Source organism: Thiopseudomonas sp. SA1F2-1K (assembly GCF_057443035.1).
Map to the genome: position 1 here is coordinate 1,520,785 of NZ_CM172014.1, position 16,208 is coordinate 1,536,992.

Consider the following 16,208-nt stretch of genomic DNA (forward strand, 5'->3'; position numbering starts at 1 on the left):
GACATAAACAATTATTCCTCTGGAATACTAGGCTGCGGATGACGGGTTAAAAACATTGCGTCACCGTAACTAAAAAATCGATACTTATTCGCCACCGCCGCGTGATAGGCAGCCATGGTTTCGTGATAACCGGCAAATGCACTGACCAACATCAACAAGGTTGATTCAGGTAAGTGAAAGTTAGTCACCAAGGCATCCACGACATTAAAGGTTTTACCTGGGTAGATAAAAATATCCGTATCACCAGTAAAGGGCTGAATCTTACCAGATAACGCTGCAGTCTCTAAAGAGCGGACACTGGTAGTCCCTACTGCAATTACCCGCCCTCCACGCGCTTTACACGCCTCAACGGCTTCTACTACTGCAGGACTCACCTCAAGCCATTCACTGTGCATGTGATGCTGTTCAATGGTCTCAACTCGTACGGGCTGAAAGGTGCCCGCGCCTACGTGCAAGGTCACAAAGGCTTGCTCCACACCTTTAGCGGCTAGGGCATCTAGCATGGCTTGATCAAAGTGCAGGCCAGCGGTTGGCGCCGCCACTGCCCCTGCAGTTTGCGCATAAACGGTTTGATACCGTTCACGGTCAGCCAGCTCATCCGCTCGATCAATATAAGGCGGCAATGGCATATGGCCGATTTGCTGCAGCACCTGCAGTACCGACTGAACAAAGGCTAACTCAAACAAGCTATCATGACGGGCGAGCATGCTGGCCTGAAATCCCGAAAACTCAAGCAAAGCCCCTACTTTAGGCGCCTTACTGGCGCGGACATGCGCTAATACCCGATGCTCATCAAGCACACGCTCAACCAGCACCTCAAGTTTACCGCCGGTAGTTTTTTGGCCAAATAAACGTGCTGGAATCACCCGCGTGTTATTAAACACCATCAGATCGCCTGGCTGAATTTCAGCTAATAAGTCAGAGAACTGTTGATGCTGCAGTGCCTCACCTGCTTTTAGCATTAAAAGACGGCTGGCTCTGCGCTCCGCTAACGGATAACGAGCAATGAGCTCATCGGGTAAATCAAAATGAAACTGCTCAACGCGCATGACTTTTCTTCAATCTGCAAAACGCTAAAGCTTAGCGGAAACCGTCTAAAATAACCATGAAAAAACATTTGACCAATAGGCTGTGCATCTCTATACTTTCGCGCCATGCCTCGGTGGCGGAATTGGTAGACGCAGCGGATTCAAAATCCGCCGTTGGTAACAACGTGGGAGTTCGATTCTCCCCCGAGGCACCATTCCAACAATGTAACATCACGCAACACACCCCTCTGATAGCTGAAACCCAGCAAACTCAAGCATTTCATAAAGAAACATGCAGCAGCATAAAGCGCTATAGCCCTTGCCGCCCTGTATCCCCTCTTGTATCCTCGCCAAAAATCGAACTTTGGGATACACACAGTCTCATGAAAAGAAATGAAATTAAGCGCCGCCCTCTTGCGGACACTGTATTAAATAAACTTGAGCCCGAAGAAAAAGAATACCGAGAGCTAGACAGTCCTGGTCTTTACTTCCGTGTAACTAGCGCTGGCAGTAAGTCATGGCAGCTTCGTTATAAAAAACCTGACAATAAATGGGCGTGGATGGGGCTAGGCGCTTATCCTGAAGTGAGCGGTGCACTAGCACGCGAAAAAGCCAAAGCTTTGCAGGATCAACTAAGTCGTGGACATGATATTTCTGTATCCCAAAAAACTCAGGATACAAACGCAAAGCTATTCAAAACAGTTGCTGAGCAGTGGCTAAATTATAAGTTAACGCATGGGCTTAGTAAGAGCACAACAGATAAAGTCATAGCCTATCTTCACAAAGATATTCTCCCAGCCCTTGGGCATCTATCACTTGATGATATAACTCGCGCTGATTGTGTGGCCCTTCAAGCTAACATAGAAAAACGCGGCGCATTTAATATTGCTGAAAAAGTTCGCGGATGGGTAAATCAAATTTTTGGCTTTGCTATTGCCTCTGGTTTGACTGACAACGACCCAGCCGCTCGGCTAGGAGAAGTTGCAAAGAAAGCCCCTGAAACAGAGCACTACCCACACCTTACTGAAAAGGAACTGCCTGACTTTTTGCGCGCCTTACATGATTCAAAAAGCCGACCTATTGCCCTTACTGCAGCATGGCTGTGCATATACACTGCCGCTCGACCTGGAATGGTGCGCTTTGCGGAATGGTCTGAGTTTGATCTGGATAATGCTATTTGGACCGTTCCAGCAGAGAAGATGAAGATGCGCAGGGATTATGTGTCACCACTACCAACCCAAGCTGTTGAAAAGCTAAAGTTTCTATTCTCGCTTACTGGGAGAAGCCAGTATGCCTTCCCCGGCATCGGTAATAAAAACCCAGTAATTAGTGAGAACACTATCAACGGTGTTTTTAACCGAATTGGCTATAAAGGGAAAATGGTCGGTCATGGGGCTAGACACACTGCAAGCACACTACTTAGAGAGCACGACTGGCCAAAGGATCACGTTGAAGCGCAGCTCGCTCACGTGGAGGGAGGTATTGCAGGGGTTTACAACAAGGCTCAATACCTTGAACAAAGAGCTAAAATGATGCAGTGGTACGCTTGTTATTTAGACGCTTTGGCGTCATCAGATGATAAAGAGTAAACCCGACAAACGGTCACTACATCCGCTTGACCTGTTCGCGATCGCGAACTAATATACAAACAAGCTTACGAGATGGCTCGAAGCTACCCTACTTAGAGGATTCAAATTATGTTTATTTCTAACGCCCTACAAAACGCACATTCCATTGACCAAGTAGTTGAGCTGATCAATTCAGGCTCATGCGAAGGCATGGAAGGCATCGAGTTCTCAAGCGAACAGCTAGCAGGTCAATACGCGTGGAGCTGCGCTAAAGAGGCCGGCTACGGCGTAGGCAAAACTGAGATCGAAGCTCAACTGGAGCTCATATCTGAGCATGGCGCAAAGTTTGATTTAAACCAAGCTCTGGACCTAGCGCTAAAATTCGGAAACCCTGAAAAAATGTACATGAATCCAGAGACAGGAAGCGTGGACAGCTATGACGGTTGGGATTACGAGAAAGATGGTGTAGCTGTAAACGCCGTAGATCTTGGCGAGGTCGTCGAAGTCGAAAAAGATGAAAATGGCGACTGGGTTGAAGTGTAATTTTGCTTTATAGAATTATTAAAAACTAAGCCCGCTATCCGCGGGCTTTTTTATGGTGAACCCATGAACAATTTAGAATTACAAGCAGCGCGCAAACTGCTCATGCTTGATGCGTCCGAAGCAGCTGAAGAAATTGGCAACGTCTCTACGCGAAGCTGGCAGTATTGGGAAACTGGTGAGCGCGCAGTGCCGGACGATGTTGTAGATGAAATGCTGGCACTTATCTCAATTAGAATGGAAAAGATTGATGAGCTTGACCAGCTGTTAGCTGAAGCGCTCGCGGCAGGTGAAGAAAAGATCACGCTTGAGTACTACATTAGCTTTGAGCAGTATCAAGAAAAGCACCCAGGCGCACGTAAGATGGAATGGCGGCTAAATCAAAGTGTGGCCGCGCTTTACTTTACAGAGGGCCTAGCTAACCTAGCCGAGCCTCAATAAAAAAAGCCCCTTAATTGGGGCTCAGGTAGCTGACAAACCCCGCCTTTTTGGTGGGGTTTGTTGTTTTATGCACTTCAATGACGCTTTTTCTTTTGGGATAAGCGCTCAAATGGGACAAGCGTTCAAAGAGCGGAAGTTTTTGCTCCAAGATTTTTTAAGGTGAATTGGGCGTATCTGAGCTTAAGTAGGCGTGTAAACAGGCACTCATGAGGGCAAGAGGTTTACAAAAGCTGCACTATCCTGCCAGGAGTGCGATTTTCTTGATGTTTTGTGCCGCGGCAGTCATCAGGCATTGCGCCTGCACTTTGTGACGACCGCGATACCGCGCGTAGCGGTATTGGTGCAGCTCTTTGGCATCGGCAAAGCTGCGCTCTACTGTTTCTTTGCGCCTCTGATAGATGGTCTTACCCCAAGGCGTCAGCCGGTTGGCATCCTGCCGTTCTCTGCTGTCTTCCCACACATGGCGGGTGACGGTTTTTTGTTGTTTGGCGTTCTGAGTACAGCGTGACAGCAGCGGGCATTGTCGGCACACAGCCGGATCAGATACATAGTGGCGATACCCTTCCCGGTTAGTTGTACTGTAAATCAAGGCCTGTCCTTGTGGGCACACATACTGGTCTGTTTCGGCGATATAGATAAACTCACGTTTACGCAAGTACCCTTGGCGATGGATCGGTCGCCGATAGCCAAACACCGCTTTTACCCCTTTATCTTCCAGCCCCTTGCTGATGGCTGTGGTGTGATAGCCTGCATCCAGGCCAACATACTGGACGTTAAAGCCAAAACGCTGTGTCTGCCGTTCCAATCTAGCCAAATAGGGCACTGCGTCGTGGACGTTACCCGCCGTGACATGCACATCGGTAATGATATTGGCTTTGGTATCCACCGTACGATGGTCAAGATAAAAAAAGCCTTGGGGTTTGTTATCCCGAGTCATAAAGCCGCTTTCAGGATCGGTCTTACTTTGTTTGATTTCCCGCACCTGAGGTTCGCTCGATGGCGGCGGCAAGGGCTTTTTTCCGTGGGCTAGGCGATCCTCCTCGATCGCCTGATCCAACTTATCCATATAGGCTTGCCGTTCTGAAACGGCGTGTGCTTTGACCCATTTCCCCTTGTTAGCATTGGCTTTCAGGTGGGTTGAATCGGTATACAGTACCGTGCCGGATACCAACTTACGCTGCATCGCCTGCAAGACGATTTCATCAAAAATTTGCTGGTAGATATCCGAGTCATTAAAGCGGCGGCGACGGTTCTGACTAAGGGTGCTGGCATCAGGGACTTTGTCGGTCAGGTTTAAACCGAGGAACCAGCGGTAGGCTACATTGACCTGAACCTCACGGATCAACTGACGTTCACTACGAATACCGAATAAATAGCCTATAAGCAGCAGTTTAAACAGTAGGGTTGGATCCAGCGCTGGGCGACCGTTGTTCGCGCAGTACAAGTCTTTGACCAGATCATGAATAAACGAGAAATCGATATGACGATCTACTTTGCGTAGTAAATGGTCAGAAGGAACCAGCTCGTCAATACAGACAAATTCGAGTTCGGACTGGGTCTGGGGGCGATCACGTAACACTGTACAACTCCTGCAGCAGATGTGTGCCCAGTATAAAAAACAAACCCCTCGATGGGAACGAGGGGTTTGTCAGCAGTCTGAGCCCCTTAATTGGGGCTTTTTTACGTCTAGATTTTAATGCAGCCTTCTACTCATCCCCGTTACTATGCGCTCAAACTCTTCAAGCTGAACGATAGTAATTGCACCGACTAAAAACATTCCCATCATGAAATATCTGATAGCTTGCTCTGGCCCCTCCACGAAATCAGCCGTCTCGTTTATGTCATCAAGCCAGTTTTTGGCATAATCATAACAGTCTGGAATTAGCCTTTTCGCCTCTACCACTAGCTGCTTAATATCCATATATCACCTCGCTAAGATTCGTTATTTCTTAGTGTAGGTGCTTAAAGCTGATTAGCAAATTCCTGTAGTGCTGTTAGTTTTGCCCGGCATTCATCTGCCTGTGCTGCTACTCGGAAAATATCCGCTGCAGTTGCTGGATGTAGCTCTGCTCGGGCTCCGGTTGCATCATCCAAGCCGGTGGTTTCGGTGTTGGTGGACACACTAGAGCAGTTGGTTGACTCGATACGGACTGACAGCCGGTGCTTAGCACTAGCGAGCTCAGCAATAAGCTGCTGATTAGCTTTTTGTTCATGTGATAACTCCTGATAGTGCTTTTGATCAAGCTCAGTTAGTGCCTGTTGCTTAGCCTCTGCATCGCTAAATAAGTCATTAATAGTTTTGGCGTTATGTTCAGCTAAACCGCGTAAGTAGTTAGCGTGGCTTAACTCTAACCGAGCTATTTGCTTATCTTTTTGCCAGCTGCAGGCAGCCCAGCCAGCTGCAAACATAACCACGACAGCCAACAATCCTAAATACATAGGCTTACTCATAATCAGCCACCGCTTTTAACGCCTGTTGATACAAAGCATCCCATGTGTGCCGATGCGGTTTGCCCGGGCGCCACGTGCGCATATATAAATCCCATGCTGCCTGAGCATCGCCCAACTCAGGTAGTGACCGTGGATCTGTCCACAAAAGCAGCCGTGCAAATGCCGCGGCCAGCACATCGTCATGCTCTAGCGCTTTATAAATGGCTGCACGATCAGCTGTGCCAATGCGCTCTAATGCAATGTGCTTTGCAAGATCGTGGGTTGAGTGAAAATTAAGCACACCGTGCACGCCACCGCCCGACTCAAACTGCCAAAAACCCCTCGCTGGCCCCTTAATTTGGCGCCGGTGAATAAAACGAGATTCCTGCAAGCCTATGGCCAGCATCATCACAACTGCTTTTTTACTTTTCATACGCGCAGGCAAAAGCGCCAGCGCCGGCTCAATCGCCGTCTGGATTGTATTTTTTAGCATTGGGTTACCTTTCTGTAGGCATAAAAAAACCCGCCGAGGCGGGTTTAGTTATATATTTTATTTCAAGAATTTACGTTGTTCTTTGGTAAATATATGACAGCTTGTATGTCTTATATAAAACTCTGTATCTATTCGTTTTAAAAGTTCAGGATTTCTCATTAAATCTAGCCCGTGGCACGCATCTGAGATTTCAGCGGCTTTTATATTGCTAGTATCAAATACATCACCTCTAGCGTATGGAAACACTCTTGAGTTTCTGGCTGCAAGGTGACAGTAAATGCCAATCAAGTCGAGATCATGCTTACCATTAATTTTTTTTCGCCCTTTATTTCTAGCGTTTGCAACCTGTAGAACACGAAGAGTCTCAATAATAAACTTAGAATTTTCATCAGGGGCGTATTTTATATATTTCTCAAAATTTGCCATCACCCCATCGATACTCAAGCAATTTTTCTTATCATCGATAATATCTTGCACAGTCTTTACTATGTATTCATGAAGGTCATTGGCACTAAAAACCAACATTACTCTCGCTGCTTTATACTCTCGGTTATCCTCAGTCTTTACTCTGTACTTTGTGCTGAACCAAAGCAAAATACTTGCACCAAACGCTAGAACCCCGACATTTAACGCTTGCCACCTTTCCAATACATTTTGAACTTCAACCCAGTTTTGATATTTAATCGCAGGAGCAAGAAACATTGAGCTTACATAAGCTACAAAAACAGCAATAGCCAACCAAAACCATAATCCCTTCTTCATTGCACCCTCTTATCCTCAACTATAAAAAGCTCTCGATAATACCCTAAACCTCCACATCATACTGCGGCAGATCAGGTGCTGGGCCTACGATCTGCCCGTCCTTTATAAAGCACTTCTGCCCTACTTCTACTCCTACGCCCAGAGCGATAATCTCGCTCTGATTGCGTAGTTTTACGGTTGTTGTGCCGTTGCCGTGGCTAACGTGGGTAACAGTGCCCACTGCCCGGCTGCCGTCGGGTAACAGACTGATAAAACGCTTCCAGGGGTTAACGATTGCCATGATGACGCTCCAATTTAACTTGCTGCTTAACAACGCTGGCACCGGTGCCTTCTGCAGTAATGGTGGTTTCTAGGCACAGTCCGCGCCAGTTGGCTTCGTTATGTGGGCGCACCTCGCATAGCATCGCTGGATGAATCAGTGCCGGTGGTGCATCAACGGGGAACAGCGGCAGCGTTAAGTTAACGATTTCTTGGTTACCACCTTTACAGATTTCAGCAATACCACGTGCCCGGGCTGCAGCTGTGGCAGTGATAAGCTCATCAAATACATCAGGCGCGGGTTGATTGCCTGCAGTGCCGGCACGACGCACATCGACTGCCACGCCGTGGGTGGTACCGCTCACGTAGCAGCTGTTGTACTCGGGCTTGGGCGACCACTCCCCACCTACCTCGCTGATAATCTGATGCGGAATGATTCGCTCGTGGAATGCATCCTGCCACTGCCAAACGGGATCGCGATAACGTGGAATCACTGCGAACTCATCTTTAGTGGCATGCGGTCTAATCACCGCGCCAATCGCCTCGGCAATGCGGCCAGCTACTTCGATTGGGGTTTGCTCTTGATACGTGAGCGCTCCGGCGCTAATCGTCCAGTCGGGTGGATTTTGATTAACGCTATCCCACACCACTGTAAAGCCTGTGTTTTGTAGCAGATCCTCTACCGCCTGCGCGGCATTAATATCAACTGCATTTACAGCGCTAAAGGTTCGCGCATACGGCTCGCCCAGCAATTGCGTACGACTGGCACCTTGCACCGTAAAGCGCTCACTGGGAAATTTGTTGTGGCTGCTGTAGCTGCTGATAACAAAAATCCACTCGTGGCCATTGATCGTTATTTTTACGTTTTTCTGCCCTTTCTGATCGGGCTTGAGTAGCTGCATGCTTTCGCGACCAAATAGGTTTGCGCTTAACGTCCAGCTGTAGCTATCAATATCACGGGTAATCACGATGCCCGTGGCATTAATTGGGGTGCAATCGGGCAGCACGCACATACTGACTGTATTTGCGATCACGTACGTCTCCTTAATTTCGGGTTCACCCGCTGACTCTGGGTCGGGAATAATAATGATGGGGCCGTCGTAGTCGGGGTATTTAATGCCAGTAAAGTGTGGGTCAGTGGGCGTGGCCCACTTCCAGCGAATGCGAGTGGTTGGGTTAATCTGCTTAGCTTCACCCCAGCGGATGCGCTCACTGCGGCCATCAACCGGCTGCAGCTTTGGCTCGGGCGGGATATAGCGAAAATCAAAAAATGCCTCGCCGTTTTGCAGCGGTGAATAGCGCCGCCCACCAAAGTTAAAGGCCAGTGGCAGAGTATTAGGTAAATACAGGCTATCGCGCAGGATTTGCGCAGGGTTTGGCCGCTTGCCGAAGTCATCGACTCTTAGCCAGGCTGCGTTTGCCTCTTGATCAATGTCCCTTGGTTTTGGGCTGTAAAGCACGTGCAGCTTTATATCGATGCAGCGTAGCCGCCGATGCCAAGCGATTTGCTGGGTTAGATCCACGTCGCGCAACTGCTTCCAGTCTGCGCGCTGCTGAATATCTTGAGCAATGGCTTGGCCCCAAGCAATTTGGCTTTGTACATCTTTAATCGCTACCGGCTTCCAACCTGTTCTTTTGCTTAGATCATGGCTTGCAGCTAATGCCCAGCGGCCACGCTGATAGCGTTGATCTAGCGACCAGGTATCAGCAAAGCGAATGCCCCGTGCGCGCTGGCTTTTGGCTTTGGCATTACGGTAACTAATGCCTGCAGTCAGGGTAATAAGCGGCTTGTTTTCTTTAGCTGAATTGAAGTCAAAAAAAAGCGGTGAAGCTGGGTTATATGCTTCACCGCTTAGATCAAAGATCGTTGGCGTTTTGGGTATGTAGCCTTTGCTCATGTTGGATGCTCTTAGATCAGCTCATAGTGAATCGGCCCGTGTGCTATGGGTTGATAGTAACGCGTAGCTTGCAGTCGCGCGGTGCCTACCGGCCTTGCTGGGTTATCGCCAATTTCAGGCCACCACTCTGGCTCTGTACTTGACAGCTTACCTGGTTCGGTGCATACATATAGCCAACCCTGAAAGTTTGTAGGTCGCACTGTTTGCCCTACTTCTAAATCAAGCCCAGCTTGGTAAGGAATACCAAAATCATCAACGGCAATCGCATACACCTCACCACCGGTTACTTGCATTTCCAAGTCGCCAGACTGACTGATTAGGGTACTGCCAGCAAAGCGGTAAGTGCCGTCGGCACGGCGCTCCACTGCGAATAGCTCACGGGCTGCTGGTTTCTTATTCACGCGGACCACTGCAGCAGCGGTGGCTGGCTCGGTGGGTTCGGTAGAGCCACCGCCAGCACCGTCGTTGAGGTCGATATTGTAGTTAATATCTTGATTGATAGTGGGAGTTCTAATAGTTGAGTAAGGTGTGTCATGGAAATCGTAGACTAGTATGGCCCTCTTTCCATCCACTGACTCTGCGAGTAATCTCTCCTCACCAGAATAGCCATTGAGAAGTGGGGTAATGACTAGGTATTTTCTATCATATAGGGATACCCATATAGCTGCCTCTTTATATTCACTGGACTGCATACCATCCCTTGTTACTCTGTAAGATATTTTTCTAAATACAGGTGCTACATAACCAGGATTTGGGTACTGAGGATTTAATACAAGCTCCATTACCACCACCTTGGATCATCAGTGATTAAATAATTACCAGCACCACCGTTAACTGGTATGTACTTAAAATTATCAAGTATTACGGGTTCTCTCTCACCCCAAGCACCTATGTCTAATAGTCTATATGTAGTCTGTTGGTGGGCTGCGTGCATAATCGGGTCTAAGCAAGCCCCTGGTATATAACCAACATAATTATTACTACCTGATCTGACTAAAATTCTACCTAAGTTTAGGGTGGGAGGGTATGGACTACTTATACTACCTGATCTCCATAAGTCGTAACTATTGTCAATGAATGGTATAGCCCCAATATCAGTATACTCAGCTAAACCGTTAACTTGATTACGTAAGCTGGTAAAACCGTGGGACAGGCTTGCATAATAAGGACTAGAATTTAAGCTTACATTTCGACCACCTAGGGCAACAAACTTATTGCTAATATCATTAAAATTAATAATATTTCCAAAAAATAATGGAGACATCCGAATAGCTGTTCCACTAATACTAACAAAGCTTAGGTTAACCGATTCTTTATTAGCCACCACTACCCAAGATAAGTTATTAAGGTAACTTGAATTGTTAAATACTGCAGCAGTAATGGTGTGGTAATTATTTCCTGAACCATCTCTATAACCACCCGAGCATACGTTTAAGGGCTCTTCGCATTTAAGGGTGTAGAAAAAATCTGACCGGCTGGAAAAGGTGCCGGGGAACTTGGAAAATGTAAGCTCCTACACCAACAAAAACCAAGCCCCCGACGTGAACAATCTTACCTTTTCAAGCCCCGATCTTTCCAGCTTTTGCCAACTAAATATCCTCGGCCTGACTGCCACTGGGCAGCACCTTTGTGCAGAACGCGCCGTCATCGAATGCCGTTTCACCAAAGCACCTGAGCCGTGCCCCAAGTGCGGTGCTGCTGGCGTTTCACGCGGCACGGTCGATAGGTATCTTGCTCACACACCTTACGGGCAACGGCCAACTACATTGTTGCTGCGTATTCGGCGTTGGCGTTGTATTTGCGGCTGCTTCTGGCACGAAGATACCAGCAGTGCTGCGCCGCCACGCGCAAAGCTTTCCCATGGAGCGATACGCTGGGCATTGGCTGCCATCGTGCTGGATGACTTGTCGGTATCCCGTGTTGCGAGTCATCTTGACGTTGCCTGGCACACCGTCAATAACGCCATTATCAACGAAGGACGGCGCCTGCTTTTTAATGATTCGACACGTTTTGACGGTGTGACCGTGCTGGGCGTGGATGAGCATGTTTGGCGACATACACGCCGTGGTGACAAGTACGTCACCATCGTGGTTGACCTTACGCCCGTGCGTAACAAAACAGGACCATCGCGCTTGCTGGCTGTGCTGGAAGGCCGCTCCAAACAAGCCTTTAAGCAGTGGCTGAACAATCGTCCCAAGGCTTGGCGTGACCAGATTGAAAGCATTGCCATGGACGGTTTTACGGGGTTTAAATCTGCGGCGCAAGAAGCCCTGCCTCAAGCCCAAACCGTGCTGGATCCTTTCCATGTCGTGCGCTGGGCAAGCAATATGCTGGATGAATGTCGCAGGCGTGTTCAGCAAGACACTCTGGGCCGAAGAGGGCGCAAAAGCGACCCGCTCTACAAAAGCCGTCGAACGCTGCTGACCCGGATCAGCTACCTGTCTGACGCCAACAAAAAGCAACTGTTCCAGCTGTTTGCAGATGAGCACCACCTCGAAGTGGATTGCACTTGGAACATGTACCAACGGGTGGTCAGCGCCTACAACGAGCCGGATCGAAGGCGTGGTAAAAAACTCATGGAAGAGGTCATAAATATCATTACAGCCAGTGACTTGCCCAAAGCGCTCATCGAGGTGAAAGGCTTGGGAAAAACGCTGAAAAAATACGCGGATAGCATCCTGGCCTACTTCGACCGACCAGGAACCAGCAACGGACCTACAGAAGCTATCAATGGTCGGCTGGAACACTTGCGAGGCACTGCTTTGGGCTTTAGAAATTTAACCAACTACATCGCCAGATGCCTGTTGAAATCCGGAGGGTTTAGAAACCAGCTACACCCTTAAATGCGAAGAGCCCGTTTAAGCCCTGAATGACGGCCTCTGAAATATCAGTGATTGATTCAGATAAATAAATTACAATGGAATCACTGTGATAACCAGACAGGTTAGATACAAAATTAATATAACCATTACCATTAAATAGAGTAAAACCATTAGCGTGCTCATGTACTAATTCCCACCCAGCTGCTGGTTTATCCCCATAACCATCTACCAAGCAAGCTTTTAAAATCTGCTTTAGGCGGTTTTGATTATTACCTGTTAAATTTCGCCCAGGACTACCCACGTCATCCCAGTTATAAAAAATCGGCTTACTACTCATACCCACCTCACAAAAAAGCCCCAATTACGGGGCTTGTGTTGATTGTTTAAATTGCTTTTAGTCCGCGTCGCCGCGTACCTGCAGTTTGAAATGATCGTCTTTAACTGCGCCTTTACCCGCTTGAATGCTGCGCACCACCCACATTGGCCCAAGGCAGCTGTCGGTGTTAAACCGCACGGCGTTGCCGCTGGCCCAGCCGGTGCCCCAACCTTCCTTTTTAATCACAAAATACGGCGTGTTAGTGGCTGGGTTGATTGGACTGCAGTCTTGCGAGACGTTGCCCACAGTGATAATCCCCAGCTTTTCTTCAACCACTTGGAATGCCGTAGTGCTAGTAAAAACCAGCGCCCACTTGCCTGCAATTGCGCCGATATTGGTCACGATGGGCGGATAGTTCAGTGTGTTGTAGTTGGCCGTGGTTTGATCACCTACCGGGTTATCGCTCCAGTTGGGGCTGCCGGTGTTCCATGTTTTTTGGGTAAACCAGCGGTATAACCGTGATTGCATATCACCCCAAGTTAGAGCGCTGCTGACCATCGTTTCGCCTGCAGGCGCATCGAACGGCAACGGGCTGTTGATCTCTACTAGCCCCGTGATCTGTGCCTCGGTGCACACAGTCATGTGCTCGATGCGATCCATGATTTTAAAAGGTGGTACCAGCAACTCGCCGTCCTCTTGCTGTAGCAGCAAAGGATTGGCAAAAGTGAGCGTGCCTTCCTCTCGATCGGTTTCGTACTGCTCTTCATCTAGCCGATTACCCTCGGCATCCACAACGTAGATTTCGGCTTGTTCAGCGCGATTTAACGTAATGGTTTTACCTGCCGCTGGCTCTACAGCTGTCGCTTGGGTGTGGTGAATAACCAGCACATCGCCTTCGCGATAAATTGGCACGCGACCATCAGCGGGTAACCGCACGGGGTTAAGCCCCAGTAATTTGGCATCCATCGGCATGCTGGTTTGCAGCACCGCGTTATAGCGCAGTAAGGCAGCAATCACTGGCACATCTGACAGACCGCTATCGTCATCTGGGTCAGTCGTAAACTGCAGCCGGGCAATACCGGTGCGCGCATCAACATGCCCGTGAATGATGCCGCTACTTACGTCCCCGTTAAGGTTTGGTGTAGCGGTTACCACCTCGCCCGTATCAATCCGCACTGCCGTTATTTGCAGCGATGCTGGGCGTAGTGGTGAGCCTGCAGTACGGAAAAACACACGCTGGGTTCCAAAGCCCACAGCGGTAGTTAGGCAGGCCAGGCGCTCAACCTTGGTTGATACGTTGCTTGGCCAGCTAGCTAGCGTAATTTGCCGCCCTGCATAATCCACCCGCCCAACCGCTGTACCTGCGTTTGTAGTGTGATCGATGTCTTTATAAAGCACACCGTCACGGTCTACATACAGCGAGTTGCCCCACTTCAGCAGTAATGAACCTGGCACAATGGAGTCACCAACGTTTGGCAGCAGATCCACTACCAGTTGCGGCGCCGGGATTGATTCGCGCTCGCCGCCATAACTAACGCTAGCTTCCTGCGCTTTAACGATGATCGTGCCAGTAAAGCGCTCACGCTCGGTGCTTTGAGTGTGCGCCAGCTCGGGCTTATTGCTGCGGCGGTAGTTAATGTAGTACTCGTTAACCGTGTAAGTGACTTCTGTACGGATACTAAACTCACCCGTTTGATAGTTAATCTGCCCGTCTACGCCTCGCCACTTGCCGTTACCATCATCTGTGACGTTTCGCGTGACTAGCGTTTCAGTGTCGTATACATCAAGACTTGCCGTTGCATCTAGCCCGCGATCACCAGCGCGATTAAACACCGGCACTTTCCCTTTGCGCTTTACATCCCACGTAAACGAAATGCTGCCCGGCTTGAATGGAGCGCCTGGTATCGTGCCAATCGTCATACCCCCACCATCAGCACCTAACGTAAGGTTAGTGCTGACGTTAGCGCCAAACTCATACTGCACATCAATCGCGCTGCCCAGATCCAAGGTCTGGGTAATAACCAAGTTTAAAATGCCATCTGCGGCATTAATAAAGCCGGTACCCACTTCGCCGGTAATTTGCCCGTGCTCGTTTGACGTCATTGTTTTAGTCACGCCGCCATGTTTGGTGGTGACTTTGATACTTGCCGGATCTAGCCCTTTATTTTTAAGCTCCTGCACGATCTTGATAGGGCTGTCTAATGATGCACCGGTGTGCACTGCAAAGTTAAAATCGTCTTGGGCAACGTAGTCGTAAATTATCGAGCTACCCACGTCCGGCAAGGCATCCAGTGTTAACGCAACTGATCCTGTTGCAAAGTCCACCGCTCCAGCACCTTCGCCGATTAGCTGACCATCACCCTCATCGCGGAGCTGATACCAGCGGCCAAGAGCCATAAAGCTAATTGTCAGCGTGGCTGGCCGCGGCTTGGCTTCGCTTAGATTCAGCGTGTAAGCATAGCCACGGTTGCCCAGTTTAATTTCAATCTCACCGGTCACCGATTGATTAGTGGCGGCCACGCCAGTGCGATACGTTACGCTTGCAGATCCCGTGTAAGCACTTGGGCGAAAGGCAGTTAACATGCCGCTTTCATAATCAATGGTAATACGATCGAAGTTAGCACCACCGCTGCTGAGCTTTAGCTCGCCCGCGCCATTGTCGCGATACACTGAACCCGACACAGTAAGCGTTAGACTGCCGCGATATACGCCCGTGCCGATAAAACTGCGGCTTTGGCCAGCCGCTGAGCTAGTAAAAGTTAAGTTAATGGTTCGATCGCTATTTGAGGTGGCCACGTTGTACCGTTTGCGACTGCCCGCGATCTGATCGACCAGAATATTTTCTTTGATCGTGCTGGGTACTAGCTGCGAGTAAATCGACTCTACCTGCAGAGTCAGCGAGCCAGCGCTAACTGCTTGGGCTAGCTTATTCACGCCAAAATAACGTGCCGAGTCTGCAACTTGCGTCGCCCGAACGCGTGTAATCTTCTCACCATCAAGGTTACGCTCGGTGACCCCTTCGGGCACTACCTGCCCGCCAGGAAACTTGTAGAGTAACGCCGAGCTAATGCTTAAACGCAAATAGCGCCGCCAAAAAGTAAGCAACTTGCCGCTATCATCCACGTAGTGAAACTCACGCATTTCGTGCTCAACTTCAGTTAGACGCACAAACTGCTCAGCGGTATCTGTCACTAGCTGAAATACATCGCCAACCTCTGGCACTGGCCGCGACTCAAAAGCCACTGCACTCAACTGCCGCTGGCCTTTAAACTGGTCACCTATCAGATCAAAGTCTGCAATCACGCTTGGTACCACATACCCCTCAATAAACCCCAGCGCTTCTTCGCGCTCATCTGTCTGGCTGTCCGTATTGAACATCAGCGCATGCACTAAATCATCACCTGGCTTGCGCGTAATAATGCAGTGCGCGCCAAGGTAACGATCTTGGTTTTCAGTGATTACCCCTGCGAACACTTTGCGTAAGTTGATACGCCCTAGCGTGCGGTCAAGACGTGAAATATCGGGGAATAGGTTATTGATTTCATTATCAACAATGGCCTCGCCCGTAGCGCGGCCACCGCCATCGGCTTCGTCGGTTAAGCGCTGGCTCTTGAGCAGTTTTACATCATCTACTGTGATAGTCATGGCTTTT

The 16,208-nt window shown here is 49.1% G+C and carries 16 protein-coding genes and 1 tRNA gene; 5 read left to right on the forward strand and 12 right to left on the reverse strand.

Annotation, left to right across the window (positions count from 1 at the left end; genetic code table 11):
• Positions 1-11: 11 nt before the first annotated feature.
• Positions 12-1,049 carry a tRNA preQ1(34) S-adenosylmethionine ribosyltransferase-isomerase QueA gene (gene queA, locus AC2T15_RS07330; protein ID WP_486777890.1) on the reverse strand — a complete coding sequence of 346 codons (1,038 nt, stop codon included), beginning with the start codon at positions 1,047-1,049 and terminating at the stop codon, positions 12-14.
• Between the two features lie 107 nt (positions 1,050-1,156).
• Here queA and AC2T15_RS07335 point away from each other — a divergent pair.
• The 4 genes from AC2T15_RS07335 (at position 1,157) to AC2T15_RS07350 (ending at position 3,577) form a co-directional block, all read left to right on the forward strand.
• A tRNA-Leu gene (locus AC2T15_RS07335) sits at positions 1,157-1,243 on the forward strand.
• A 168-nt stretch (positions 1,244-1,411) separates the two neighbouring features.
• The gene (locus AC2T15_RS07340) at positions 1,412-2,617 is read left to right on the forward strand and encodes a tyrosine-type recombinase/integrase (protein WP_486777891.1); all 1,206 of its coding nucleotides are present in this window, start codon (positions 1,412-1,414) and stop codon (positions 2,615-2,617) included.
• Positions 2,618-2,725: 108 nt separating this feature from the next.
• A complete protein-coding gene (locus AC2T15_RS07345) occupies positions 2,726-3,139 on the forward strand; it encodes a hypothetical protein (protein ID WP_486777892.1) in 414 nt (137 codons plus the stop codon).
• Between the two features lie 63 nt (positions 3,140-3,202).
• Positions 3,203-3,577: an Aca2/YdiL-like domain-containing protein gene (locus AC2T15_RS07350; protein ID WP_486777893.1), complete on the forward strand. Its 375-nt coding sequence runs from the start codon at positions 3,203-3,205 to the stop codon at positions 3,575-3,577.
• A 235-nt stretch (positions 3,578-3,812) separates the two neighbouring features.
• Here the strand turns inward: AC2T15_RS07350 and AC2T15_RS07355 are convergent, their stop codons facing one another.
• From AC2T15_RS07355 to AC2T15_RS07395, 9 genes are all read right to left on the reverse strand, one after another.
• Entirely contained in the window at positions 3,813-5,156 is a 1,344-nt protein-coding gene (locus AC2T15_RS07355) for an IS1182 family transposase (RefSeq protein WP_486777894.1), read from the reverse strand.
• A 114-nt stretch (positions 5,157-5,270) separates the two neighbouring features.
• Complete coding sequence (locus AC2T15_RS07360; protein ID WP_486777895.1) at positions 5,271-5,498, reverse strand: hypothetical protein; 228 nt, start codon at positions 5,496-5,498, stop codon at positions 5,271-5,273.
• Between the two features lie 41 nt (positions 5,499-5,539).
• A complete protein-coding gene (locus AC2T15_RS07365) occupies positions 5,540-6,028 on the reverse strand; it encodes a lysis system i-spanin subunit Rz (RefSeq protein ID WP_486777896.1) in 489 nt (162 codons plus the stop codon).
• Complete coding sequence (locus tag AC2T15_RS07370) at positions 6,021-6,500, reverse strand: hypothetical protein (RefSeq protein ID WP_486777897.1); 480 nt, start codon at positions 6,498-6,500, stop codon at positions 6,021-6,023. The genes AC2T15_RS07365 and AC2T15_RS07370 overlap by 8 nt, the downstream gene beginning before the upstream one ends.
• Before the next feature lie 57 nt (positions 6,501-6,557).
• Complete coding sequence (locus AC2T15_RS07375; protein ID WP_486777898.1) at positions 6,558-7,262, reverse strand: hypothetical protein; 705 nt, start codon at positions 7,260-7,262, stop codon at positions 6,558-6,560.
• A gap of 43 nt (positions 7,263-7,305) precedes the next feature.
• Positions 7,306-7,542, reverse strand: a complete 237-nt coding sequence (locus AC2T15_RS07380) for a hypothetical protein (protein ID WP_486777899.1) — start codon at positions 7,540-7,542, stop codon at positions 7,306-7,308.
• Entirely contained in the window at positions 7,529-9,418 is a 1,890-nt protein-coding gene (locus tag AC2T15_RS07385) for a hypothetical protein (RefSeq protein ID WP_486777900.1), read from the reverse strand. The genes AC2T15_RS07380 and AC2T15_RS07385 overlap by 14 nt, the downstream gene beginning before the upstream one ends.
• 11 nt (positions 9,419-9,429) lie before the next feature.
• Positions 9,430-10,110 carry a hypothetical protein gene (locus tag AC2T15_RS07390; protein ID WP_486777901.1) on the reverse strand — a complete coding sequence of 227 codons (681 nt, stop codon included), beginning with the start codon at positions 10,108-10,110 and terminating at the stop codon, positions 9,430-9,432.
• 89 nt (positions 10,111-10,199) lie between these two features.
• Positions 10,200-10,742, reverse strand: a complete 543-nt coding sequence (locus tag AC2T15_RS07395) for a hypothetical protein (protein ID WP_486777902.1) — start codon at positions 10,740-10,742, stop codon at positions 10,200-10,202.
• A 217-nt stretch (positions 10,743-10,959) separates the two neighbouring features.
• Between AC2T15_RS07395 and AC2T15_RS07400 the strand changes: the two genes are divergently transcribed.
• Positions 10,960-12,261 (forward strand): ISL3 family transposase, encoded by a 1,302-nt coding sequence (locus tag AC2T15_RS07400; RefSeq protein ID WP_486779029.1) that lies wholly within the window; start codon positions 10,960-10,962, stop codon positions 12,259-12,261.
• On the opposite strand, the gene AC2T15_RS07405 is transcribed toward AC2T15_RS07400, so the two are convergent.
• Together AC2T15_RS07405 and AC2T15_RS07410 are read right to left on the reverse strand one after the other, a co-directional pair.
• The gene (locus tag AC2T15_RS07405) at positions 12,239-12,577 is read right to left on the reverse strand and encodes a hypothetical protein (RefSeq protein WP_486777903.1); all 339 of its coding nucleotides are present in this window, start codon (positions 12,575-12,577) and stop codon (positions 12,239-12,241) included. The two genes, AC2T15_RS07400 and AC2T15_RS07405, sit on opposite strands and share 23 nt — an antisense overlap.
• Positions 12,578-12,634: 57 nt before the next feature.
• Positions 12,635-16,201: a hypothetical protein gene (locus tag AC2T15_RS07410; protein WP_486777904.1), complete on the reverse strand. Its 3,567-nt coding sequence runs from the start codon at positions 16,199-16,201 to the stop codon at positions 12,635-12,637.
• Between the last annotated feature and the right edge of the window lie 7 nt (positions 16,202-16,208).